The following is a 23,661-nucleotide window of genomic DNA, read 5'->3' on the forward strand; positions in this document are numbered from 1 at the left end:
GCGAATGCGAGTGATTTGCAAAAACTCAAGTCCATCAACGCGAAACCGCGCGCAGGACGGGCCAGCGCGCGGTTTCGATGATGTCGGATATGAGTGAATTTGCGATGAGGGTCAAGGGCTGGACTGGAGATCAATATGGATCGATATGGGACGATCAGGCCCCGTACGCGCTCCATGTCAGCTCCGATGCGTCTCGCAAACGTAAATAGCGAGACAATGAGCGCCCGACGGGCGACATCACAACAAGGCGGCGACAGAGGAAACGGACAGGCTCCCCAATCCGCATCCTCTGGACGTGCTGCGCGAGGACTTTGTGGAGCCGTTGGCGCTCAAGCCCGAATGCGCTTGCGACGTCGCTGAAAGCGCCGCGGCGGCTGACTAAAACTATTGTGCTGGGCAAGCGCACTGCATATAGGCAAAATTCCCCGTTAACGTGCTGTTAGTACGACCACATCCATCGCAAACCAGGACCAAAACGGATATCCCCTGACGTCAGAGCCCGCCATCGATACTGGCTTCTATTCGTGGGCGACCAGCCCAGTTTGACGTCGCCACAAGCCCTGTCCGACCCTCCCGGCTCCAATCGGTCATCGACACTTGGTGTAAGTTGCTGGGCTCTTCCCATTACCATCTGCGTGGGTCTTTCGATTTCCGATGGTAATTTCATCACCTCATTATACCAGTTGACCTGTTAGTAGGTTTTTGACAAAACCTCGATGCGCCATCGGGGAGGAGTCTCGATTTCAGGCAACGATAGAGCCCCGCTTGCATCACGCGAGTGCGCAGCCTTTTTAAATTGGGAGGAATATATGGACGGCATATCACGACAGACGCCCGACGCGGGGCGGATCGAGGCCTCGACGATCAGGAAGATCTCAATTCGTCTGGTGCCCTTTATCGCATTGATGTTTTTCATCAACTACCTGGACCGCACGGCAATTTCCTTTGCCGGTCCCAACGGCATGACAACAGACCTCGCCATGACGGCAGCCCAATTCGGCTTTGCTGCGGGCGTCTTCTTCTTCGGCTACATCATCCTGGAGATTCCGAGCAATCTGGCGCTGCATCGCTTTGGCGCGCGCCGGTGGCTGTCACGGATCATGATCACCTGGGGCATCGTCGCGCTGTTGTTCACCTGGGTCAGCAGCATCAACGGCCTCTATGCGCTGCGCTTCTTTCTCGGCGTCGCCGAGGCGGGCTTCTTCCCGGGCGCCATCCTATATCTGAGCACCTGGGTGCCAGGTCGACATCGCGCCAAGATACTTGCGCTGTTCTACATCGCCCAACCGCTCACCACGGTCATCGGCGCACCCTTCGCATCGCTGCTGATCGAGGCGCATGGCTTCATGGGCCTCGAAGGCTGGCGCGTGATGTTCCTCGGCGTGTCCGTGCCAGCGGTGATCGTCGGCATCGTGACATGGTTCTATCTGCCTGACACCCCCAACGATGCGACATGGCTGACCGCCGAAGAGAAAACATGGCTGAACAATGCCCTGGCGAACGAGGATTCCAAAAAGGCGTCCGCGCGCAGTCATAGCCCGCTGGCAGCGCTCAAGGATGCGCGCGTCTGGCTCCTGTCAGGCATTTACTTCGGCCTGATCTATGGACTGTATGCGCTGGCTTTCTTCCTGCCCACGATTATCGCCGGCTTCGAAGCCAAATTCGGAACGAAATTCGACGTGTTCGATAAGGGCCTGATCACGGCAATCCCCTATCTTCCCGCCGCCATCGTGCTCTATTTCTGGAGTTCCGATGCGACGAAACGCGGCGTCAGGATCTGGCATGTCGGACTTCCGGCCCTGATCGGCGCGGCAAGCATTCCCCTGGCGCTGCTGATGTCGTCTCCGGAAGCGACCATCATCGTCGTGACCATCACGGCTTGCTCGATCTTCGCTGCCCTGCCGAATTTCTGGTCGCTGCCGACACGCTTTCTGACGGGCGCCGGCGCAGCCGCCGGCATTGCCTTCATCAATACGATCGGCAATATCGCCGGCTTCGCCGCCCCGTTCATCACCGGCGCCGTCAAGGACGCGACGGGGCTCTACGAGATGCCGATGTTCATCGTCGGAGGCTTCATGTTGCTGTCCGCGATCACGGCGTTCTCGATCGGCCCCGCGTTGAAAGGCCCGTCTTCGACGTAAACCGATAGCAGCGGCATGACCCAGAAGCCATTCGGACAGTCATGCCGCTCTTTCCTTCGCATTCCCTTCCGCGAATGCGAGTGATTTGCAAAAATCCAACTCCATCAACGTCAGACCGCGCGCAGGACGGGCCAGCGCGCGGTTTCGCATTGATGGAAATGGTTGGATTTACGATGTGGGTGAAGGGTGGGACTGGAGAACGGTGTGGATCGATGGGGCGGGAAAGCCGTGAGTGCGTGACTTGTGAGTTCCAGCGCATCACGCTACCTTTTGCAGGTGAGACCATGGACCCGGTGGGAGTGAAAAACATGGCAGCGACAGAGACAACCGCCTTGCTGCGCAATCCACATCCTGGAAACATCCTGCGCGAGGACTTTCTGGAACCGATGGCCCTCAGTCAGAATGCGCTAGCGAAAGCGTTGAAAGTGCCACCGCGGCGGATCAACGAAATCGTGCTGGGCAGGCGCGCGGTCACCGCCGACACGGATCTTCGGCTGGCTCGCTATTTCGGCATGTCGGAAGGTTTCTTCCTCGGTCTTCAAACTGATTTCGACCTCATGCAGCGGCGACGGCAGATCGAAAGCGAATTGGCGACGATCGAGCCGCGCGTCGCCTAATCTTCACGTCACGGGCGCGCTACCGAAAAGGTAGCGCACCTGATTTGAATGATCTCAGGCCGCCTTCACCTTGGCGCGCTTGGCCAGATGCGCCACGACATTCTCGATCATCCGCATGCCGGCTTCGGAGCCGAGCGTCATGATCGATTCCGGGTGGAACTGCACCGCCGCCACCGGCTCCTTGGTGTGCTCGATGCCCATGATCGTGCCGTCTTCGCTTTCGGCCGTGATGATGAAATCGCGGTTGAGCGTCGAGGGATCGGCAAAGATCGAGTGATAGCGGCCGACAGTGACTTCCTTGCCGAGGCCGGAGAACACCACGCCGGGCTCGAGCACGCGGATTCGCGACGGTTTGCCATGCATGGGAATGGCGAGATGGCGGAGTTCGCCGCCATAGGCCTCGGCCAGCGCCTGCAGCCCCAGGCAGACGCCGAAGATCGGCAAGTTGCGCGCCCTCGCCTTCTTGATCGTCGCCTTGCAATCGAAATCCGACGGCGAGCCGGGTCCGGGCGACAGCACCACGAGGTCAGGGTTCATCCGGTCAAACACCTCTTCCGGCACCGGCGTGCGCACGGTGGAGACCGTCGCGCCCGTCTGGCGGAAGTAATTTGCGAGCGTATGCACGAAGGAATCTTCGTGATCGACCAGCAGGATATTGACCCCCTGGCCGACTTTGGCGACATCGCGCTTGGTCATGGCGGAATTCCCTGTCTTGGCGTCGCGGATGGCGGCGATCATCGCGGACGCCTTGAGTTCCGTTTCCGCCTCTTCTTCTTCCGGAATGGAATCGTAGAGCAGCGTCGCGCCGGCGCGCACCTCGGCGATCCCGTCCTTGATCCGGATGGTGCGCAGCGTCAGACCGGTGTTCATGTCGCCATTGAAGCCGACCCAGCCGATCGCGCCGCCATACCACACGCGCGGGCTCTTCTCATGCGCCTCGATGAAGCGCATCGCCCAAAGCTTCGGCGCGCCCGTGACGGTAACGGCCCAGGCATGGCTGAGGAAGCCGTCGAAAGCGTCCATATCGTCGCGCAACCGGCCTTCGATATGGTCGACCGTGTGGATGAGCCGCGAATACATCTCGATCTGCCGGCGGCCGATGACCTTGACGGAGCTCGGTTCGCAGACCCGGCTCTTGTCGTTGCGATCCACGTCCGAGCACATGGTCAGTTCGGACTCGTCCTTCTTGGAATTGAGCAGCTTGAGGATCTGCTCGGAATCCGAAATCGCGTCGTCACCACGCTTGATCGTGCCGGAGATCGGGCAGGTCTCGATACGGCGGCCCGACACGCGCACGAACATTTCCGGCGATGCGCCCACCAGATATTCCTGATTGCCGAGATTGATGAAAAAGGAATAGGGCGACGGATTGATCGCCTTCAGCCGCCGCGCGATCGCGGACGGCTTGGAATCGCAGCGCTCCATGAATTTCTGTCCCGGCACAACCTCAAACAGGTCACCGCGCTGAAAACTCTTCTTGGCGTGCTTGACGAGATCGGCATATTCGCCGGTTCGATGATCGCCGCGCGGCGGGATCGTGTCGGTCTGCACGAATGGATCCGACGGGATGTCGCCCGCCTTGCCGACCGTCGTCCGGTCGCCAAGCGTATATTCGTAGCGGTCGATCCAGGCCTTGGCGGAGTAATTGTCGACCACGAGGATCTCGTCGGGCAGAAACAGCACCATGTCGCGCTGGTCATCAGGCCGCTTGAGCTTGAGGTCAATGGCGTCGAACTGGAAGGCGAGATCGTAGCCAAAGGCGCCGTAAAGGCCGATCGAGGAATCCTCGGCGGAATGGAACAGGCCGGTGATGGCGCGCAGCACGGTGAAGACCGTCGGCATTTTCGACCGCTCCTCCTCAGTGAACACACGCGAGGGCGGGTTCACGGTGAGGTCTAGCCTGCGGTTGGTCCGCGCGCCCAACGTCAGATCCTCTACTCCGGCCAATTCGTCGGCGATGATGTCGAGCAGCACTTCGCCGCGCTCGTTATAGGCTTCGAGCCAGACAGAGCGGCCGAAGGAGGATATGCAGAGCGGCGGATCGCAGACCGCCACGTCCCAGCGGGTGTAGCGGCCCGGATATTCGTAATTGGAAGACAGGACGGCGCCGCGGCGCTCATCGAGCTTTTCGACATAGGAGTCGATCGCGTCGGCATAGGAGGTCTCGCGACGGCTGCGAGTGATGGTCACTCCGCCTTTTGTCACATATTGCTCCGAGCCGTCTTCCAGTATGCGCGTTCCCATTCTTTCTCTCCGTTTAGGCCCGGTCGAGCGCGGCCCGGATATGAAAAAAGCCGCCTCTTTCCGGGCGGCTTCGTGGTCTTGTCTTTTCACATGACGATCCGAGGCCGCGTTTTCAGCGAGCCCACCACCAGATAGCCATGATCACAGACGTTTTCATGACCAAACTGATAGCCTGAAGCTCCGGGCAAGACAAGCCCCTCCCCCGATCAGCGTCGGCCTCAGACGTCCATCATCCAAATAATGGAAAAAAGAGACAAAATCGGAAATCGTCCGGGGATTCATGACGCCGCCATTCACTTCCCACCTGAATACAATTTAGAACTACATATTATGCAAGCGGTAACTAATTGTTGATTTAGTGTTGCCGCATATAAAGATATCCACCGTCCGGAGCTCCCATGCGCATAAACCTCACGCAAACCCTTGCGGCGTTTGGCTTCCTGCTGTTCGTTGTTTTTGGCTTCGCCATGGCGATTCAGATCTACGCGCTGAACAAATTGCGGGTCGAAGGGCCGGAATATGAGCGGGTTGTCGACGCCAAGGATCTGGTGGCCGACATCTTGCCTCCGCCGATGTTTCTGATTGAGGCATACCTCCTCGCAACCGAAGCGGCCAACCACACAGAAACCGCAGCAGTGAATATCGAGCAGATCGGACGACTTGAAAGCAGCTACCGCGAGCGCGTGGACGTGTGGAAAAAGAAGGACCTGCCGAGCGACATTCGCGCCACGCTCGACTCCGAACTACAGCCGGCCAGCGATGTGTTCTGGGCGACCATGCGCAACGACGTGTTGCCGGCGCTGAGCGCGGCCCAAGGCGGCAAGCCAGCCGATCTTTCCAGGCTGCGTGAAGACTTCATCGCCCAACGCGCGGCGGTGGAAAAACTGGTGGGTATTTCGAACGCCTATATGAAGGTCGTCGAAAGTGGCGCAGCCAAGACCGCGCGGGACCTGCAGTTGCTTGTGTACGGGGTATCCTTCTTCGCGTTTCTCGTCCTCATCGGGGGGCTCTGGATGTTCAAGCGGCGCAGCATCGACCCGATGCGGGATATGGGTCGCTGTATGAGCGCGCTGCAAAAGGGCGAATACGAGGCCAAGCCGCTGCACACCGAACGCGCGGACGAAGTAGGCGACATGGCCCGCGCGCTCGCCCATTTCCGCGAGGCCATCCTGGAAAGACGCCGACTGCTTCATGACAAGCTTGCCCAGACGGAGGCCGAAAACCGGGAACGCGCCGATCGTCTCGCGCGCGAGCTTCAGGCCGCTGGCGCGCTGCGCGTGGTGGTGGATACGCTCGGCGGGGCGCTCGAACGACTGTCGCGCTTTGACATCCACACCAAGATCGACACGCGCTTTCCCGTTGAATTCGAACTGCTTCAGCAGAACTTCAACAAGTCGCTGGACGTCTTCCAACTGACCATGCGCCGCGTCCTGGTCAAATCGGATGAGATCAGAGCCAACACGGCGGCCCTGGAAGGCTCCTCGGACGATCTCTCGCGGCGCACCGAGCAACAAGCGGCGACGCTTGAGGAAACGTCCTCGGCCGTCAAGCAGATCACCCAACGCATCCGATCCGCCCAGGAGATGACGAACAGAACAAAGACCAGAAGCAGCCATGCCCGCCACAACGTCAACCAGTCCTCGCGCATCGTTCAAGACGCCATCATCGCCATGAGCAGGATCGAAGAGGCGTCCAGCCAAATCAGTTCCATCACCGGCGTGATCGACGAGATCGCCTTTCAGACCAATCTGCTCGCTCTGAACGCCGGTGTTGAGGCGGCCCGCGCCGGCGACGCCGGCAAGGGCTTCGCCGTCGTCGCCCAGGAAGTGCGGGAACTGGCGCAGCGTTCGGCGAAGGCAGCCAAGGAGATCAACGAACTGATCGCCCGCTCGTCGAGCGAGGTGAAGGGTGGCGTCGATCTGGTCAGCCGGACAGGCGAGGCTCTCAAGACGATTGAGGCCGATATCGGCGACATCGTCCAGGACATGGACGACATTGCCCAGGGGTCGACGGACCAGGCGCGGATCCTCGAAGAGGTCAATGCCGCCGTCAACCAGATCGATCAACTGACCCAGCAGAACGCCAGCATGGTTGAGGAGACCACCGCCGCCACCCATTCGCTCGCCGACGAAGTCACCGAACTCGTTGCGCTCGTCGGCCAGTTCGTGTCCGACGAGCCGCGTACGGCGAAACGGGCGGCGTGAACCGCCCCGCCGCCGCGGCCGGGATCAGAACAGCCCTTCGATATATCCCTGTTCGTTGAGATAGATCCGCTCCGACGACGGCGATTTCGGCAGACCGGGCATGGTCATGATCTCGCCGGTGATGGCGACCACGAAACCAGCGCCCGCCGACAGCCGGACTTCGCGCACATTCACCACATGCCCTTCCGGCGCACCGCGCAGGCTGGGATCGGTGGAGAAGGAATATTGCGTCTTGGCCATGCAGACCGGCAGTTTTCCGTAGCCCTGCGCCTCCCAGGTCCGGAGTTGGTCGCGCACAGATTTGTCGGCCGTCACCTCGCCGGCGTGATAGATCGATTTGGCGATCCGCTCGATCTTTTCGAACAGCGGCATGTCGTCGGGGTAAAGCGGGGCGAATTGCGACTGGCCGCCTTCGGCGAGCTCGACCACTTTCCGCGCCAGATCCTCGATCCCCGCCGAGCCCTGCGCCCAGTGCTTGCAGAGGATCGCTTCGACGCCGAGTGTGGCGACATAATCCTGGATCGCCTTGATCTCGGCCTCGGTGTCCGAGATGAAATGGTTGATGCCGACCACCACCGGAACGCCGAATTTCTTGACGTTCTGCACATGCCGGCCGAGATTGGCGCAGCCCTTCTGCACGGCGGCGACGTTTTCGACGCCAAGATCGTCCTTCTTGACGCCGCCATTCATTTTCATCGCCCGCGCGGTGGCGACAATCACCGCCGCATCCGGCTTCAGGCCCGCCTTGCGGCATTTGATGTCGAAGAATTTTTCGGCGCCAAGATCGGCCCCGAAACCGGCTTCGGTCACGACATAGTCCGCAAGCTTGAGCGCCGTGGTGGTCGCAACAACGGAATTGCAGCCATGGGCGATATTGGCGAAGGGGCCGCCATGTACGAAGGCGGGATTGTTTTCCAGCGTCTGCACCAGATTGGGCTGCATCGCGTCCTTGAGCAGCACCGTCATCGCTCCATCCGCTTTGATATCGCGGGCAAAAACCGGGCTCTTGTCGCGACGATAGCCGATGATGATGTCGCCAAGCCGTTTTTCGAGATCCTTGAGATCGGTCGACAGACAGAGAATGGCCATGACTTCCGAAGCGACAGTGATGTCGAAGCCGGTTTCGCGCGGATAGCCATTGGCGACGCCGCCGAGCGAGGCGACGATCTGGCGAAGCGCCCGATCATTCATGTCCATCACCCGCCGCCAGGCGATGCGCCTGATGTCGATGCCCTGCTCGTTGCCCCAATAGATATGGTTGTCGATCAGCGCCGAAAGCAGGTTATGCGCCGAGGTGATGGCATGGAAATCGCCGGTGAAATGCAGGTTCATGTCCTCCATGGGAACGACCTGCGCATAGCCGCCGCCAGCCGCGCCGCCCTTGACCCCGAAACAGGGGCCGAGCGAAGCCTCGCGGATACAGACCACTGCTGTCTTGCCGATGCGGTTGAGCCCGTCGCCCAATCCCACGGTGGTGGTGGTCTTGCCCTCGCCCGCCGGCGTCGGATTGATGGCGGTCACCAGCACCAACTTACCATTGGGCTTGTCTTTGACCCGCGCAATGAAATCGGCGGAAACCTTGGCCTTGTCATGCCCATAGGGCATCAGATCTTCAGTCGCTATTCCCAGTTTCGCGCCGATCTCCTGGATCGGACGTTTCTTCGCGCCTCGCGCAATTTCGATGTCGGATTTCACGTCGGCCATAAACACTCCGCCTCCCGTTCGGATTGATTTGCCATAAGCCCGCGCGCCTTCCTCCTCGGCGCGGGGACACCTGTCAGTAAATCGGCAAAACGAGCCGGCCGCCGCCCTCGAAAGGGCCGAAGCCTATTCCATTTGCGACATTTTCCATTTTATGCGCGAAATATAGGAACCAGATCAGATCGGCTCGTCGACAGGCTCCAGCGTCGACAGGCTGGAGGCCGGCGCAGTGGCGGGCAACAAAATGCAATTGCCGGGTCTGTCCGGCGTCAGGCAGGCCTGCGGCGCCGTAAGCATATCGGTGGAGGAGAGTTCGGTGATCAGTCCGATCTTCAGCATCTCGACAGGTTCAAGCGTCCGGATCTTGTCCGGCGTCGCCGACTGCATGAGATCGAGAAATACCCGGTCGACGCCCATATCCTTCAGATAGGCCGTCAGCGCCTTGCGAGTGGACTTTGGCATCCTGGTGCTGCTTTTGGGCCCGATGTTCTTTCGGCGGATTTCCTCGCGGCTTACCACCTTCCTCTTGCCGTCGACGATTTCATAGCGCTCCTTGTAATAGATCTTCTGGCGCTGATAGACGGTGGTGACCTGGTGCACGCCGGTATAGGACCAATGGCTGGAAAAGCGTTTTTCGCCGCCCGCGAGCGCGATCGGGCAGGCCGACCAGCAGAACGAGCCAGCAACCGCCACAGTCCCGTAATATTCGCCGTCGCGCGCGCCATCGGGCTTGCAGGCGTCGTCCGTCGGTCGACAGGTGACAAAGCGGGTATAGCCGACTTCCACCGAAACAGCGTTCTTGCGGATGAGCCGACCGAGGGCCATTGCAGCGTCGACATCTCCGCCCGGCGAAGTGAGGATCAGCGGCAATCGCCGGTCGCCGGCCTGCTTCAAGGCTTTTTTGAACGCGGCGGGAGTTTCCGGCACAATCTGGCCTTCGCCATAGATCCATTCGGGGCAGACCGGCTCGCAATATCCCGCGCCGGACCTGACGATAACGAAATTCATCGGACGCTCAAAAAGAGCCGGCAGAGTGGCGCCTTGCCCGCGGTCGCCGGCATTGGCGGCGCAGCCGAACGCTATCGCCAGGACAAAGCACGTCCAGAGACGACCGGTTGGTCCGCCATGAAACCACAGAGACATAGAATTGACCACCACGCTGTTGCCGCTCAGAATTGGCGGCAAGACCGGCGTCGCGCAAGGCGCTCCGAACCCGATTGCGCATTTTTCTTTCGATCGTGGCGCGCTTGCCGCATTGCGAAACACCGCATTGCCGGAGTATGACCGACGCGCCTGAAGACATTGACCAAACGACAAGCGCGAGGCCGGCCATGAAATCGTTGGAATTGATCATCGAGAAGATCATCCTGTCCAGTCGATGGATTCTTGTCGTCTTCTATCTTGGCCTCGTCGCCGCGCTTGCCGTCTATGCGGTTTCCTTCGCCTATAAGTTCTGGAAGGTGACGGTGAATGTCTTCAACCTGGGCGAATCCGAGATGATCCTGGCGATGCTGGGCTTGATCGACGCAGCTCTGGTGGCGAGCCTGATCGTCATGGTGATGATTTCTGGCTACGAAAACTTCGTGAGCCGGTTCGATGGGGCCAGCGACGAAGTGTCATTTCTCGGAAAGCTCGACGCCGGCAGCCTGAAGATCAAGGTCGCCTCCTCGATCGTCGCGATTTCATCAATTCACTTGCTGCAGGTGTTTCTCAACGCCAATCAATATGACAATTGGAAGCTCGCTCTTCTCACCTTGATCCACATCGCCTTCGTTGTGTCGGCGTTGATGCTCGGCGTCCTGGAAAGGCTGTCGAAAAAAGACAAGGCGGGACAGAATGAAAGCCCGGCGCTCTGACCGATGGTCCGCAGGGGCATTTCCGGAACTCTGCAAACGTTTACTTTTTCCAAGACTATTGAAGATTGCTGAAATGTGTATTTAACATAATCGGCGGTTTCGATACTGAATGCTGAAACACGTCCCGGCACAGGGAGAGGACGGCGTGTGGAACCGTGTATTTAACGGACTGGGCTTTGCAGCACATCGAAATTCGCGATATGTAGTACCCTCAACCAGCCGTCGCCGCCAGTGACGTCGGCAGGGCAAACAGAAACCGTTGATTTTGCGCCAATGCCCCCTAGGGGCCGTTGAGCATCAGAACGGAAGGACGTCAAAACTCATGCGGCAGATGACGCTGGAACAACAGCAAATGTATTCCGCGATCAGCGATGGGCCGAGCAAACCGGATCTTGCGCAGAATCTGTTCCGCATCGGACGTATGTTCGAATTCGCCTACTCGACATTTATGGTGATGCCGTCGAAGACGGATGTGAGCGTGGCGACGTTGATCATCGAAACAAATGCCGCCCCGGATTTCTATAGCCGGCTGGACGAAATCCGTCCGCCGAAGGATTGCTACGTCTACGACGCGGCGCGTTGCACCGTATTGCCTTTGGACTGGTCGGCCGAACAGATCGAACGCCAATGCCATCTGATCAACTCGTCGCCACCACCATCGCTGAAGCATTATGTTGATCATGGCCTGACGGGCGGATTGTTGATTCCGCTATCATCGCTCGATGGCTCCCGGCACATCATCCGGTTCGATGGCGATCGCGCGCCTCTGGAGCAGATCGAAATCAACGATCTGACCATGCTGGCGCTGCATTTTTTTCAATCCTACGATCGTAACCGTTACCCTCTGACCGACAATCCCTGCGGGTTGACGGAGCGGGAACTTGAAATCGTCCGCTGGACGGCGCGGGGAAAGACCTCCGCCGAGATCGGGGTAATCATGGCGCTCTCCGATCATACCGTGAACGCCTATATGAACAACGCCGTGAAGAAACTTGATTGCGTGAACCGGACACAACTCGTGGCCAAGGCCCTGCGGATGAGAGTGATCAGCTAACCGGAACTGCTGTACGCGGTGATTGTCCGAAAACATCCGCTATAAAGAAGGGGCCCGCAAAGGCCCCTTGTTCATTATATAGCCTGGAATATATCTATATTATGCTGCGACGCTTTTGAGCACGTCGTCCCCGTAGAGGGACTCCAATGCGCCCAACAACGTAAGAACCTGCGCCGAATTGCTGGAGTAATAAATGGTCTGAGCGTCGCGTCGCGTGCGCACGAGTTTTTGCGCCCGAAGCTTGGAAAGATGCTGCGAAAGCGCAGACTGGCTGAGACCGACCTGATTGGCGAGAACGCCGACCGGAACTTCGCCATTCACGAGATTGCAAAGGATTAGAAGTCTCTTGGGATTGGCCAACGCCGACAACAGCGCTGCCGCTGATGCTGAATTTTCTGACAATGTTCTCATCTTCATAGCAATTTTATCCTCAATCCAATTCGTTGATGTTTAACTCAATAGATCCCAGGCTCTTGAAATCGAACGAAAAAATCATAACGCTCTTTCTTTGTTGATGTACATTACTAATTTTCACGTATTTCCATAAGCATTTGCTCATATATTGCAATCAGCCCTTTTAGATCTTGAGTGGGCTCATCAAGTTCAATGCGGACGAGATGCTCGCCAAGCGCGATATCAAGGCCGCATGCATCCATTCCCGACAGTTCCCAATTGTATGATTTTACAATGGAATACTTATTCGCGAGTAGGTTTGCGAGATCAGGATCGAGAGATGCAACTTTGGAAAGATAATGCAACTCGCTGAGCGCGAGCTCGGCGGTGAGCGGCGAATAAATTAGCAGGTCCTCTCGCAAAATATTATAACTTTTTCCGAAGCCGCCATTCAAGAAGGCGTTGTCCAGGTCGATTTTATAGAACTGAAAGTCTTCGAAGGAGGCATAGAGCTTCGATTTGGGATGACGCCTCAAAAACCGACGCCGAATCACATTTTCGTCAGGGGAGCCTTTTTCGACCGCTTTAGCCCTTCCCGGGACGGTCAGCCTTGGCCAGGCGAGAGGATCACCCTTGCGCGGTTCGCCCACCAACAGCGAACAACGCGGGTCCGCCATCAACGCCCTGGTATGGGCTGCGAGGCGCGAGATCAAGATGACCGGGGCGCCGTCCAGATCCGTGCCGACCAGGGTCCGCGTGGCCAGCGGAAAGCCCGTCTGGGGATCGAGCACCGCGAGCGCCGCGAAACGGGCGCCGCGCAACAGAATGCGGGCAAGCTTGCGCGCCTGCTCATCGGTGGGGCGGATAAGGGGCGTCTCTTCTTGCATAAAAAAACCTTCCGGCGCATGGCGACCGGAAGGTTTTAACATGAGGATCGCGGACCCGTCAGCCTCTGTTACGGTGCCGCGTCAATCCGCTCACCACGTCCTCGGCCGAGATCGCGCCGATCAGAACGCCGTTGTCGACGACGCCGATGATCCCAGGTTGGCGGGACATGACGTCGAGCACGTCGACCAGTCGGGCGTCGGGCGTCGTCGCGCCCGAGACCTGGGCATTGGGATCGACATTGTCGCGACGCATCACGTCGGAGGCTGTCAACATATTGATCGGATTCATGTTCTGCACGAAATCCGCCACATACTGATTGATCGGATTTCGCACAATATCCTGCGGCGTGCCACATTGAACAATGCGTCCGCCTTCCATAATGGCGATGCGGTTGCCAATGCGGAAGGCCTCGTCGAGATCGTGACTGACGAATAGGATGGTCTTCTTCAGACGGCGCTGGAACTCCAGCAGTTCATCCTGCAGGCGGGTGCGGATCAGCGGATCGAGCGCCGAGAAGGGTTCGTCCATCAGCAGGATCGGCGCGCCGGTGGCAAACGCACGAGCCAGGCCCACGCGCTGCTGCATGCCGCCCGACAATTCCTGTACTTTACGCCCAGCCCATTTGGCGAGATTGACGAGTTCTAGCTGCTCGTCGACGATCCGTTTGCGCTCCCCCTCCTCCATGCCGGCGAGTTCAAGACCGAAACCGACATTCTCGGCAACCGTCCGCCAGGGCAGAAGCCCGAACTGCTGGAACACCATGGAAACAGATTGCATGCGCAGTTCGCGGAGTTGGACGCCCGAACATTTGTAGGGATTGAGGAATGCGCCCCGATGCGCGACGCTGACATCGCCACGCACCACCGGCGCCAGCGCGTTGACGGCGCGCAGAAGTGTGGACTTGCCCGAGCCCGAGAGGCCCATAAGCACGAGGATTTCGCCTTCCTCGATGGTCAGCGAGGCATTGGCGACGCCGAGCACCAGGCCGGTCTCTGAGCCAATCTCGTCGCGGGTCTTGCCGGAGTCGGCCATGGCCAGCGCTTTTTCAGGATTGGCGCCGAAGATGATGGAGACATTTTCGAATTTGACGGCGGTCATCACGCGTCTCCTTCATCGGAGGACCGGAAGATGCGGTCGAGGACAATGGCGAGGATCACGATGCAGAGGCCGGAATCGAAGCCCTTGGCGATGTTGACGGTGTTCAGCGCACGCACAACTGGCACACCCAAGCCATTGGCGCCCACCAGCGCGGCGATCACCACCATGGACAGCGACAGCATGATGGTCTGGGTCAGGCCCGCCATGATCTGCGGCATCGCGAAAGGCAACTCCACCTTGGTCAGCACCTGACGCTTGGTGGCGCCGAAGGCTTCGGCGGCTTCCACCAGCGACGGAGGCGTCGAGATGATGCCGAGGCGCGTCAGGCGGATCGGCGCGGGAATGGCGAAAATCACGGTTGCGATCAGGCCCGGCACCATGCCCAGGCCGAAGAGCAACAACGCAGGGATGAGGTAAACGAATGTGGGAATCGTCTGCATCAGGTCGAGCACCGGGCGCATCGCGGAATAAAGCCAGGGTCGGCGCGCACAGGCAATACCGATCGGTATGCCAATCACCATGCAAACGCCCGTAGCCGCCAGCACCAGCGCCAGCGTCTGCATCGTTTCTTTCCAATAGCCCTGATTGTAGATGAACAGCATTCCGAGCAGCGTGAAGGCGGCAATGCCGACAGAGCGGCGCATGAACCACGCAAACGCCGTGAAAACCACGATCATGAACAGCGGGTAGACCTGCTCGAGGCTCGATCCCCTGAGATAAGGCGCATCGAGAACGAAGAGCATCGCGTTGATCGATGAGTCGAGAATGGCCGAGATGACCCGGAAGACGACCTTGAGGTCGGTCGTGAGCCAATCCACCACGGTCTTGGCCCAACTGCCGACCGGGATCTTGTATTCAGTCAAAATGTTCATGCGCTGTCCCCGACAATTGACGCTGATAGGCCGCCGGAATCCGCGCGGGCGTCCCCCCGCCCGCGCAGTCCGTCTTCACTTCGCCAATCAGAGACCGAGCGCGCTTTTGACGGCCGCTGTCGCGTCGCCGCCGTCCTTGGTGGTGACGCCCTTAAGCCAAGGCTCGAATGCCGTGGGATTGGCGGTCAGCCATTCGGTGGCGGCGGCCTCAGGCTCCATGCCGCCGTCGAGGATCTTCTTCATCACCTCGTTTTCCATCGCCAGGCTGAACTTGAGGTTCTTCAGGAGCGCGCCGACATTGGCGCATTCGGCCACATAGCCGGCGCGGGTGTTGGTGTAGATGGTCGCGCCGCCGAGATTGGGGCCGAACACGTCATCGCCGCCAGTCAGATAGGTCAGCTTGAAATTGGCGTTCATCGGATGCGGCTCCCAGCCAAGGAAGACGATCGGCTTGCCGTCGCCGTTGAGGCGAGCCACCTGCGACAGCATGCCCTGCTCGGAGGATTCGACGACTTCGAAGCTCTTGAGGCCGAACTTGTCGCCTTCGATCATGCCGAGGATGAGGCGGTTGCCGTCATTGCCGGGCTCGATGCCGTAGATCTTGCCTTCGAGTTCGTCCTTGTGCTTGGCGATGTCGGCGAAATCCTTGATGCCGAGGGCGGCGCCGGCTTCGTTGGTGGCCAGCGTATATTTCGCGCCTTCGAGGTTTTCACGCACCGTATCGACCGTCTTTTCGTCGCGATAGGGCTTGATGTCGGCTTCCATCGTCGGCATCCAGTTGCCGAGGAAAACGTCGATGTCCTTGTTCTTCATCGACTGGAAAGTCACCGGGACGGAGAGCACTTTCACATCGGTGTCATAGCCGAGCGCCTTGAGAACGACGGAGGCCGTGCCGGTCGTGGCGGCGATATCGGACCAACCAACATCGGCGAAGCGCACCGTCGAGCAGCTGTCCGGTTCGGCCGCGCGGGCAGCGCCAGCAAAGGCGAAGGCCGAAACGGCGAACGCGAGCACTGTTTTAGAAATCATTGACGTCATTGAACGTTCTCCCTCTTTTTGGTTGCGCTAGCCAACCACCATTGAGACGACAATTCAAGCGGATTGGCGGCGCGGACATGCCGATTCGCGACGTCTTCACGGCGCAATCCGAAAAACCCCTTTGGCGGGACCGCCGCAACGGCAAAATCGATCGCATAAACCGCTGATTATGCGGCGATCGCGCGCTTTTGTCCGTGATTGATGGATGTCAAGGCGAACTGCGTCGCAAAGGCTTATTCACCTCCAGAGCCAATTCTGATTCGAGAGGACCTGTCTCCATGCGCCACACCACGCTCCTAGCCGCCCTGATCCTGACTGCGTCATCCGGAGTAGCTTTCGCCGATGGCGACGCAAAGGCCGGCGCAGCTGTTTTCAAGAAGTGTTCCGCCTGTCACACGGCCACCGAGGCCAAGAACAAGGTTGGCCCGTCCCTGATGGGCGTGATCGGACGCAAGGTGGCGAGCGTGGACGGCTTCAAATATTCCGAAGCGATGAAGACCTTCGGCGCCGACGGCAAGGTCTGGGACGAGACGCATCTGACCGCCTATCTGGCGAATCCCAAGGGAGCCATTCCGAAAAACAAGATGGCCTTCCCCGGATTGAAGAAGCCCGAAGACATCCTCAATGTGATCACCTTCCTCAAAGATCCTGCCGCAGCAAAATAAACTCCGCGGCCCTTCGCGCCCGCTCTCGTTGAGGCGGGCGTAATTTTTTCGCGTCCGAATAATCGGGCGGCCTTGCGCGTTGACCTCATGACGACAACATAACCGCTTGCAGCGGATAGGCGTTTTGCCGGTTTTCAAATCGGCGAAAAGTCCTATTGTGCGCACGCAGTCAACGCGCCGCGTCCACGCGGCCACTTCAGGGAAACAACCATGGCCAGCCTGCAGTCCTTCGACGCCGAAATCGAAAAGACCCGCTCGATCGTCAACGACATGCGCGGGAAGCTCGACGCCTCCACCGGCGTGCTGGATCGCTTCGCCAAGGCGGACGCCAAGATCGGCGACGCCAGCTTCGATATCGAAAACGCTCGCATTCAGGACGTGCTGACCCAGCAGAAGGTGATGGAGGCCAATATCGCCGACCTCATTCTCGGGCTGGAGGACGCCACCAATGTGTTCGGCTCCGAATTCGAGAGCATGAAGAGCTATACCGGCTTTGAAAAATTCGTCGGCATCTTCTCCAAGCAGAAGGCGCAGCGCATGCGCACCGATCGCGTGCGCGGCATGTCGCTCGCCGGCAATTTGCAGGAACTGCTCGCGAAATCCGACACAATCGTCGGCATTCTCAAAGAACAGAAGAATGTTCTCGACCAGCGCTACAAATCCTCCGAAGCCAGCCTGATCCAGGTGATCGAGCGGCGTAAGAACGCCATGGTCAATCTGGAGGCCGTGCAGAAGCGCATCGAGGAACTCAATCCGATGCTGCTCGACATCGAGAACAAGATCGCGTCGGCCACCGACCAGAAGGCCCGCACAGATCTCGAAGGCGAGCGCTCGAAACTGGCCACAGAATACAACGAGAAACAGGCCAAGGAACAGGAATTGCTGGCCGAGAGCCAGACGCTCGAACGCTACACCTCGATGTTCCAGACCTTCGTGGATTCGCTCAACAATCAGATTGCCGCGCAGAACACGCTGATCAACAAGCTGACTATCGACACCGAGCAGCGCATCGTTCTCTACAAGGCGCTCGAGGATTCGTTGAAGACGGCCGCGCAGCAGGAAGTCGCCCACCGCATCAACACGCTGGGCAGCCAGGTGGATACGGCGGCTGAGGAAACCATGGCCGGCATTGGCGCCGCAGCTCAGCGCCATATCGGCGATCTCCTGGAGATGCATGAGAAGAACATGCTCTCCACCCAGGACATCCAGCGCCGCAAGAAGCTGGCCGACGACGCCTTTGCGCGCCGCTTCCAGACCGTGCTCGATAAGCATAATGCGGCCAGTTACACCAAATCCTGACCGAAACAGATGCCGGTCGGACGAGCATACCCCCTCTTGATTGAAAGAGCTATTCATGACTGACGTCGAAGCCGTCAAGAAAGTCCGCGACAGCAATCGCGGCTTCGCGAAAATCGCCGCCGGCGCCGCTGTGCTGGCGGCCATATTCCTGGTCGCCTCCGGCGGCTTCTACACCGTCGACCAAGGCGAACGCGGCGTCATCCTTCGCTATGGCGCGGTCGTCGGCACGGCAGAGCCGGGCCTCGGTTTCAAACTGCCCTTGATCGACAAAGTGGTGAAGATCACCGTGCAGAACCGCAGCCAGCTTTATGAGCGGGTCAGCACCTATTCGCGCGACCAGCAACCAGCCGAAATCACGCTATCGGTCAACTACCGTCTACCGGCCGAACAGGTCGCCAAGATCTATGCCGAATATGGCAGCGAGGGCGGCGTGGTGAACCGCCTGATCGATCGGCGGGTCTATGAGCAGGTCAAGAATGTCTTCGGCCAGTTCAACGCCGTCACCGCCATACAGGACCGCGCCCGTCTGAACGCCGAGGCAGAGGCCGCCATCCGCGACACCGTGCGCGGCCCCGTCATCATCGACAGCGTGCAGATCGAGAACATCGATTTCTCCGACGCCTATGAACAATCCATAGAGAACCGGATGCTGGCCGAGGTGGAAGTGCAGAAGATCCGCCAGAACGCCGAGCGCGAAAAGGTGCAGGCGCAGATCACCGTCACCCAGGCGCAGGCGCGCGCCGATGCCGTGCGCGCAGAGGCCGAGGCCAATGCGGCGGCGACACGGCTGGCCGGCGAGGCGGAAGCCGACGCCATCAAGGCCAAGGGCGCGGCGCTGAGGGATAATCCCGAACTCATCAACCTGACCGCTGCGGAAAAGTGGAACGGCCAGCTGCCCTCCACCATGGTGCCGGGATCGGCTGTGCCCTTCATTGGCGTCAAGTAAAGTGGAGACTTGCCTATGAATGCGGTCGAGCCGGCGGCGGCGCAATATTTCCAGACGGTCCGCGCCGCTTTTGTCGGGCTTGAAGCCTATCTCGACGGTCCCGGCCGCAACACTGCGGCGCGCGATCTCACCGCGACGCTGGTGATGAAATATGTCGAGCGCCTCAAGACGTCGCTCGCCTGCTGGGAAAACAAGATCGGCTTCATGGAGCGTTTCCGCATTTCCCGGGCGGAGTCGGGCTTTCCGGTGTTTCAGAACGTGCTGGAACTGGAAAATGACCGCCGTTCCGCACCCGAAAAGCTGGCGGCCATTCCCGATACAGGCAGGCTGAAAGCCGAGATGGTCGATTTCATCCTGCGCAACAAGGCGTTTCCGGAAGAGCTGCAAAGCCGGATCGCCGAGCGGCTCTATCTCGAAGAGGCGCAGAAGGGCGAAGTGTTCTCGCCGGTGGTGCTGCCTGAGACCTCCGCCGTATCGGTCAATGCCGAGAGCTTGCGTCCGTCTGTGGTCGTCAACTGGGCGGCCTTTGATGGCGCGCAGACGCTGCCGATGATTTACATCGCCCGCATCGAGGACTCCTCTGACAACCTGACCCGCATGCTGGTCAAGGCGGATGGAACCCTGAATGAGAAGATCGATATACCCTTCCCCGTCGGCGGATTTCTCAATCCCGAACTCGCCGCCCGCTTCGATGATTTCGTGATCCGCAACAGCGGCTATGCTTTGACGCCGGTGACGATCGCGACCAATCTCGACAAGGATTTTCCGACGCTGCATCCCAAACAGATGCGCAGGATCGTCATCGGCCCGTTTTACTCAGCCGGGATTACCGAAAACAACGAAGTGATCAACTCGATCCTGTCACGGGTGCGCAAGGCCGAAAACGCCTGGCTCTTGACCTGGACGGTGCAGGACGTCATCTCGAAACAGGAAAAGCCTGCCCAGCGCGGCTTTTTCTCTTCCACGCCGGCCGAGCAGATCTTCCATATCGACACCAATGATCTCGAAGCGGCGCGCATGGGCGTCACCGCTTTCGAGAAACACGCGCTGGTGCCGCACGACGCCTATACCGCGCTCTACGCTTCGGGCGAAGCCGAACGGGTGTTTGCGGGCTACAAGGTCCATGTCATCTCGGGCAACCAGGTGACGGATGTCTGAGAACGGCGGCGGGCCATTGCGGCCAGCCATGACCGGGAGGAACATATGTCGCTGAACACCGGCCTCACGGCCATTTCCGAAGACGATCTCCGTATTCATCTGACGACTGCCCAAAGTTTTGTCGGTCGTTTCTCGATGATAGAGAGCGATGCGGCGAATGCCGGCGCGCCGATCGCTGGAACGGGCCGCCGCTTCGTCTCCACCGTTTCGACCTCAGGCATGCGCCGGACGCGCGAAGTGGATCTGTCCAAGGCGATCCAGGCGGCGCGCGTCGACGACCCCATGCTGTCGCCCCGTCAGCACGCCCTGCTCTATCGCGCCCGGCGCGGGGTGATGGCGGCGCTGGCGATTTCGGATGTCTTTGCCCGGCAAACAGGACTGGAAGCGCTGAAGGCCCGCAACGCCGCATCCCCTCTGTCTGGACCTGACGCAGAACAGTTCAAGGCGCTCTTGTCGACATCCGCCTTCGTCGCCGCCTTCTCCTTCGCCGCCTATCTCTCTTCGACGCTTGCGGGCGAAGGTGAGCCTGTCGAGGACGTCACCGAACCCGATTTCCTGTTCGACACGCCGCAGGAGGCGCTGAAATCGATCATCGCGGGTCTGGAGCGAGCGCTTTCCGGCGCCCCCGACGATCTCGCTCTCCTGAGCCGCGCCCGCGCTTTCGCCCGCGACGCCATTGGCGGGCTGATGGCGCGCAAGCCGCGCTTCACCGGCCTAGGTCCCTTCGAGACAGCCCATATCCGCATCGAAAGCGATGACTTCGATCTGAACGGATTCGATGTTGCGCCTGGCCAGAAGCGTAAGCCGCTTGTGATGGCCTTCAAGAAACCGGACGAGGTCATCGGCAATCACATCGCCAAATATCAGGGCATGAAGCTCGCCAAGATGATCATGGCCTATGACTTCACGCGTGGCCTCAACCCCTTCGTCGAACTTGGCGGCTTCCTGTTCACCTTCATCGGCGACGGCATGCCGGGCACCGGCAAGACGACGCTGATCCAGATGATCGCCGGACTGATCAACGATTACTGCCAGGTGGCGGGCTACGCCTTCCATTACGAGAATTTCGGCGTCGACCAGATCTCGTCCTATCAGGGCAAATCCGGTCAGAACTGCAAGGCCTTCATCGACAATATCATGAACCCCAAGACGATCGGCTTCGGCACGATCGACGATGTCGACCAGGTGGCCGCCAAGCGTTCTGACGACCGGGCGTCATCAGGTCAGCAGGAAGTGACGGCCGTGCTGATGGAGGCCTTCGCCGGCGCCTCCACCGTGGTGCGCGGCAACTGCTCCTTCGGCATGTTCTCGAATTATCCCGAAAATGTCGATGATGCGCTGCGCCAGCGCGCCGGCGCCCGCTGGCTGGTCGACGGCCCGCAGACGCGCGAAGACTATATCGACATTTTCGCGCTGCTGGTCGGCAAGAACCACCAGATCCCGCTCGGCGAGCACCAGCTCTATGCCGGCCAGGAGATCAAACGCGCCGTGAGCGCCACCTATGAGGGCCATAGCAGGCCGAGCGAGGAAGGCCTCGTCAAAGTCTGGGAGCGCTTCGAGAAAAGCCGCGGCGGCTTGAAGACGATTGCCGATATCGGCGCCTATCTGCACGAGATCCGGCTCGCCGAATCCCGCTTCACAGGCCGCGCCATCAAGAACATCACCGACGCCATCAAAATGCGCGCCATGGATGTCGAACTGCCCGACGCGTGGTTCGAAAAGCCCGAGACCTTCCTGCACAAGGATTATGACGCCAAAAAAGCCATGATCGCGGAGCTTCGCCAACCGATCACGCTCGACATGGTGCAGCAGGAAATCAACCGCTACGCCGATTCCGAATTCCGCTACGCCGACAAGAGCGACGACGCCGCTGTGAATGACATCATCCGCCGCGAGCGCCAGCGCGAACGCGCCATCCGGGAGATTGAGGCGATGAAAACGGAGGGGCGGTGGAGTTGATGTACGAGGATCTTCGTATTATATGAAGCAGGAAGGGTTTCGCTTCGCAAAGGAAAAGGTGCTGAAAGCTCTTGCTGATGGCAGCTACCTGCATGAGACGCGAAACGCCATTGATGTGAAAAACCTGTTGCAAATGGGACTGGTCACTGCAGAGGAAATCGCCACTGTGATCCGCCGCTGCACGGGCTCCCATCACACGAGTTCGCCACATCACTGGTCTGCAGAGATCACGGTGCATGTGCTCAGGCGGGACGGTTGGTACATCAAATTCTACTTCGTCGATCCCGATACCGTATTCATCAGCGTGCACAGATAGGTGTCCACATGAAACTTTATTCGGCAGGCGATAAAGGAAAGGCCCTTTGCGATCACTGCCAGGGATTGGTGGCGGCCACCTATGCCTATCGCACCGTACCGTTCAGCGATGGCGAGGGAAAAGCCCGGAATATTCTCGTTTTGGTGTGCGACAGCTGCGGCGCGGTGATTGCAACGCCAGCTCAGTCGACGCCGGCGATCCGGGCCGCGCGCGAGGTCGCGGTTAAGCCCATCGAACTCAACCTGCCGGCGCCGTTCGTGGAAGCGCTCGATCTGGCTGCATTTCGGATTGATCCCGAGGCAGCCACAGAATTCAGGAAGCGGTTGCTCGCCTATTACATTCTAGAGACGGCCGAAACCGAGCCGAGCCAGAAAGATCTTCAGGATCGATTTTCGCGGCATGGCGAAGCCTTTCGCAGCGATGCGCCCAAACGACGCCTGTCGTTCAAGGTGACGCCCCGGCTGAACAACGCTCTGGATCATATTCGCGCAACAACGAGTTTGACGAAAACGGACATCATCAAAGCTCTCGTGGTGAAAATCTATGAAGACATTGTCCAGAGCCCGTCGCCCCGGGATCTCAGGGAGCTTCGCCGACTGGCCGCTGTCACTGCCGCCTAACTGTCATCGGAGAACGCGCGCAGATTTACCGATTTGCCCGCATTCGCCGCTTCGAATAGAGTTGAACATTGAGACCGAGCGCGCCTCCGAGGGAAACACCCATGACCATTCAGACTGCCATTCAACTTCCGGAAGATGTGTTTGAGCGGCTGCAAAGCGCGGCGAATGAGTTGGGCCAATCGCCCTCCGCATTCATCCGGCAAGCCATCGAAGAGCATATCGAAGACGTCGAGGACATCAGGCGCGCAGAGGAGGCGCTGGACAAGGTGAAATCCGGCGAGATGCGCACCTACAGCCTGAGCGAGGCGGCGCGTGAGCTCGGCCTGGACGATTGAGCTCACCGAAAACGCCAAGAAGGATCTCAAGCATCTGGGCCGGCCAGAGGCCAAACGCATTGTCCAGTTTCTGCAGGAGCGGGTTGCTGGAGCAGGCGACGCCCGGCGTCTGGGCAAAGCATTGACAGGACGCCGATATGAACATCTCTGGCGCTATCGGGTTGGCGATTTCAGGATCATCTGCGAGCTTCAGGATGATAGGCTCGTGGTGCTCGTGATCGAGATCGGTCACCGCCGAGACATATACAGGTAAGAAT

Annotated in this window: 23 protein-coding genes; 15 read left to right on the top strand and 8 right to left on the bottom strand. The window is 59.3% G+C overall.

The genetic code is table 11. The annotated features are described in order from the left end of the window. Positions 1-809: 809 nt before the first annotated feature. Positions 810-2,141 (top strand): MFS transporter, encoded by a 1,332-nt coding sequence (locus M2360_RS12125; RefSeq protein WP_280775391.1) that lies wholly within the window; start codon positions 810-812, stop codon positions 2,139-2,141. A 308-nt stretch (positions 2,142-2,449) separates the two neighbouring features. Further along, positions 2,450-2,758: a HigA family addiction module antitoxin gene (locus M2360_RS12130; RefSeq protein WP_280775472.1), complete on the top strand. Its 309-nt coding sequence runs from the start codon at positions 2,450-2,452 to the stop codon at positions 2,756-2,758. A gap of 54 nt (positions 2,759-2,812) precedes the next feature. On the opposite strand, the gene M2360_RS12135 is transcribed toward M2360_RS12130, so the two are convergent. Continuing rightward, positions 2,813-5,002, bottom strand: coding sequence for an anthranilate synthase (locus tag M2360_RS12135; RefSeq protein WP_280775392.1), 2,190 nt, complete (start codon positions 5,000-5,002; stop codon positions 2,813-2,815). A gap of 398 nt (positions 5,003-5,400) precedes the next feature. On the opposite strand from M2360_RS12135, the gene M2360_RS12140 reads away from it, so the two are divergent. After that, positions 5,401-7,206 carry a methyl-accepting chemotaxis protein gene (locus tag M2360_RS12140; protein WP_280775393.1) on the top strand — a complete coding sequence of 602 codons (1,806 nt, stop codon included), beginning with the start codon at positions 5,401-5,403 and terminating at the stop codon, positions 7,204-7,206. Positions 7,207-7,230: 24 nt separating this feature from the next. Here the strand turns inward: M2360_RS12140 and M2360_RS12145 are convergent, their stop codons facing one another. Both M2360_RS12145 and M2360_RS12150 read right to left on the bottom strand, forming a co-directional pair. Beyond that, a complete protein-coding gene (locus M2360_RS12145; RefSeq protein WP_280775394.1) occupies positions 7,231-8,910 on the bottom strand; it encodes a formate--tetrahydrofolate ligase in 1,680 nt (559 codons plus the stop codon). A gap of 174 nt (positions 8,911-9,084) precedes the next feature. After that, positions 9,085-9,915, bottom strand: coding sequence for a hypothetical protein (locus M2360_RS12150; protein WP_280775395.1), 831 nt, complete (start codon positions 9,913-9,915; stop codon positions 9,085-9,087). Between the two features lie 139 nt (positions 9,916-10,054). On the opposite strand from M2360_RS12150, the gene M2360_RS12155 reads away from it, so the two are divergent. From M2360_RS12155 to M2360_RS12165, 3 genes are all read left to right on the top strand, one after another. Continuing rightward, positions 10,055-10,204: a hypothetical protein gene (locus M2360_RS12155; RefSeq protein ID WP_280775396.1), complete on the top strand. Its 150-nt coding sequence runs from the start codon at positions 10,055-10,057 to the stop codon at positions 10,202-10,204. A 34-nt stretch (positions 10,205-10,238) separates the two neighbouring features. Then, positions 10,239-10,763, top strand: a complete 525-nt coding sequence (locus M2360_RS12160) for a TIGR00645 family protein (protein ID WP_280775397.1) — start codon at positions 10,239-10,241, stop codon at positions 10,761-10,763. 322 nt (positions 10,764-11,085) lie between these two features. Next, positions 11,086-11,817: a LuxR C-terminal-related transcriptional regulator gene (locus M2360_RS12165; protein WP_280775398.1), complete on the top strand. Its 732-nt coding sequence runs from the start codon at positions 11,086-11,088 to the stop codon at positions 11,815-11,817. Between the two features lie 99 nt (positions 11,818-11,916). Here M2360_RS12165 and M2360_RS12170 read toward each other — a convergent pair whose 3' ends face one another. The 5 genes from M2360_RS12170 to M2360_RS12190 form a co-directional block, all read right to left on the bottom strand. Beyond that, a complete protein-coding gene (locus tag M2360_RS12170; RefSeq protein ID WP_280775399.1) occupies positions 11,917-12,234 on the bottom strand; it encodes a metalloregulator ArsR/SmtB family transcription factor in 318 nt (105 codons plus the stop codon). A gap of 107 nt (positions 12,235-12,341) precedes the next feature. Continuing rightward, complete coding sequence (locus M2360_RS12175) at positions 12,342-13,097, bottom strand: pyridoxamine 5'-phosphate oxidase family protein (protein ID WP_280775400.1); 756 nt, start codon at positions 13,095-13,097, stop codon at positions 12,342-12,344. Between the two features lie 58 nt (positions 13,098-13,155). Further along, on the bottom strand, positions 13,156-14,196 hold the full coding sequence (gene choV / locus M2360_RS12180; RefSeq protein ID WP_280775401.1) for a choline ABC transporter ATP-binding protein: 1,041 nt from the start codon (positions 14,194-14,196) through the stop codon (positions 13,156-13,158). After that, positions 14,196-15,068 carry a choline ABC transporter permease subunit gene (choW, locus tag M2360_RS12185; protein WP_280775402.1) on the bottom strand — a complete coding sequence of 291 codons (873 nt, stop codon included), beginning with the start codon at positions 15,066-15,068 and terminating at the stop codon, positions 14,196-14,198. Before choW ends, choV begins: the two co-directional genes overlap by 1 nt. Positions 15,069-15,155: 87 nt before the next feature. Further along, on the bottom strand, positions 15,156-16,106 hold the full coding sequence (locus M2360_RS12190) for a choline ABC transporter substrate-binding protein (RefSeq protein WP_280775403.1): 951 nt from the start codon (positions 16,104-16,106) through the stop codon (positions 15,156-15,158). Between the two features lie 278 nt (positions 16,107-16,384). On the opposite strand from M2360_RS12190, the gene M2360_RS12195 reads away from it, so the two are divergent. The 9 genes from M2360_RS12195 to M2360_RS12235 all read left to right on the top strand — a co-directional run bounded on the left by M2360_RS12195 (position 16,385) and on the right by M2360_RS12235 (position 23,657). After that, positions 16,385-16,771, top strand: coding sequence for a cytochrome c family protein (locus tag M2360_RS12195; protein WP_280775404.1), 387 nt, complete (start codon positions 16,385-16,387; stop codon positions 16,769-16,771). Positions 16,772-16,981: 210 nt separating this feature from the next. Further along, entirely contained in the window at positions 16,982-18,070 is a 1,089-nt protein-coding gene (locus M2360_RS12200; protein ID WP_280775405.1) for a hypothetical protein, read from the top strand. A 55-nt stretch (positions 18,071-18,125) separates the two neighbouring features. Further along, on the top strand, positions 18,126-19,016 hold the full coding sequence (locus M2360_RS12205) for a prohibitin family protein (RefSeq protein WP_280775406.1): 891 nt from the start codon (positions 18,126-18,128) through the stop codon (positions 19,014-19,016). 15 nt (positions 19,017-19,031) lie between these two features. Beyond that, positions 19,032-20,174 carry a hypothetical protein gene (locus tag M2360_RS12210; RefSeq protein WP_280775407.1) on the top strand — a complete coding sequence of 381 codons (1,143 nt, stop codon included), beginning with the start codon at positions 19,032-19,034 and terminating at the stop codon, positions 20,172-20,174. Between the two features lie 45 nt (positions 20,175-20,219). After that, complete coding sequence (locus M2360_RS12215; protein ID WP_280775408.1) at positions 20,220-22,133, top strand: AAA family ATPase; 1,914 nt, start codon at positions 20,220-20,222, stop codon at positions 22,131-22,133. 22 nt (positions 22,134-22,155) lie between these two features. Continuing rightward, a complete protein-coding gene (locus M2360_RS12220) occupies positions 22,156-22,449 on the top strand; it encodes a hypothetical protein (RefSeq protein ID WP_280775409.1) in 294 nt (97 codons plus the stop codon). Then, complete coding sequence (locus M2360_RS12225; RefSeq protein ID WP_280775410.1) at positions 22,389-23,069, top strand: hypothetical protein; 681 nt, start codon at positions 22,389-22,391, stop codon at positions 23,067-23,069. Before M2360_RS12220 ends, M2360_RS12225 begins: the two co-directional genes overlap by 61 nt. A gap of 101 nt (positions 23,070-23,170) precedes the next feature. Continuing rightward, positions 23,171-23,404 carry a DUF6290 family protein gene (locus tag M2360_RS12230; protein ID WP_280775411.1) on the top strand — a complete coding sequence of 78 codons (234 nt, stop codon included), beginning with the start codon at positions 23,171-23,173 and terminating at the stop codon, positions 23,402-23,404. Then, the gene (locus M2360_RS12235; RefSeq protein WP_280775412.1) at positions 23,382-23,657 is read left to right on the top strand and encodes a type II toxin-antitoxin system RelE/ParE family toxin; all 276 of its coding nucleotides are present in this window, start codon (positions 23,382-23,384) and stop codon (positions 23,655-23,657) included. Before M2360_RS12230 ends, M2360_RS12235 begins: the two co-directional genes overlap by 23 nt. Positions 23,658-23,661 lie beyond the last annotated feature (4 nt).

The organism is Rhizobium sp. SG_E_25_P2, from assembly GCF_029892285.1.
In the GTDB taxonomy this organism is placed as follows: Bacteria; Pseudomonadota; Alphaproteobacteria; order Rhizobiales; family Rhizobiaceae; genus Rhizobium_E.